Origin of the sequence: Streptomyces sp. NPDC127092 (assembly GCF_042722475.1) — a bacterium.
GTDB lineage: Bacteria > Actinomycetota > Actinomycetes > Streptomycetales > Streptomycetaceae > Streptomyces.
This window is the reverse complement of record NZ_JBHXFE010000158.1, coordinates 1-917: the sequence shown is the minus strand read 5'-3', so window position 1 is coordinate 917 and position 917 is coordinate 1. Positions and strand designations below refer to the sequence as shown.

Annotated in this window: 2 protein-coding genes; one reads left to right on the top strand and one right to left on the bottom strand. The window is 69.6% G+C overall.

The window, feature by feature from the left end; translation table 11 throughout:
- Nucleotides 1-520: adenylosuccinate synthetase (locus ACFWJO_RS38290; protein WP_386872782.1), on the bottom strand; the 520-nt coding region annotated here is incomplete at its 3' end.
- 136 nt (nt 521-656) lie between these two features.
- On the opposite strand from ACFWJO_RS38290, the gene ACFWJO_RS38285 reads away from it, so the two are divergent.
- The coding region (locus ACFWJO_RS38285) for a hypothetical protein (protein WP_386872780.1) at nt 657-917 on the top strand (261 nt) is incomplete at its 3' end.

Below are 917 nucleotides of genomic sequence, written 5' to 3'. Positions count from 1 at the left end.
GCTTCACCAGCAGCTCGTTCTTCTGCCGCAGGGCGCCCTCGATCTTCTGGCGCAGGATCGACTCGTCGAAGATGTCCTGCACGCGGATGCCCAGGCGGGCCACCTTGTCCATGTAGGTGGGGCCGATGCCGCGGCCGGTGGTGCCGATCGCGCGCTTGCCCAGGAACCGCTCGGTCACCTTGTCCATGGTCTGGTGGTACGGCGCCACGAGGTGGGCGTTGGCGGAGATCTTCAGGTGCTCGCACGGGTGGCCGCGGGACTCGAGCCCGTCGATCTCCTCGAACAGCGCCTCCAGGTTCACCACCACGCCGTTGCCGATCACCGGCACCGCGTTGGGCGAGAGGATGCCGGCGGGCAGCAGCTTGAGCTCGAACTTCTCCCCGTTGACGACGACGGTGTGCCCGGCGTTGTTGCCGCCGTTCGGCTTGACGACGTAGTCCACTCGCCCGCCCAGCAGGTCGGTGGCCTTGCCCTTGCCCTCGTCGCCCCACTGGGCTCCGACGATCGCGATCGCTGGCATCTGCATCTCTCCTCAGGGCCGCGGGTCGCCCCGGACCGGCCCGTACATGGAAAACGCCCCCTTGCGGTGCACGCGGAGGCCGTACCCCCGAATCCTACCAGCGTGACGGATGCCACCCTCTGGCTACGCTGGCGCCATGAGCACCGCAGCGCCCGGCACCCAGCACTCGGAGTTCGCCTCCCCGACCCCCACCCGCAAGGGCCCGAGCGTGGGCACGTGGCGCCCCTGGGCCGTGCTGCCGTGGGCGCTGGCCCTCCTCGCCCTGCCCCTGATCGCGCTCGCCCTGCGCTCCAACTTCGGCGCGAACGGCTGGATGACGGTCATCTACATGGTCTTCGGCGCCCTGCCCCACGAACTCGTCCTCGTGCTCATGGTGGGGAGCCTGTTCCTCCTGCCC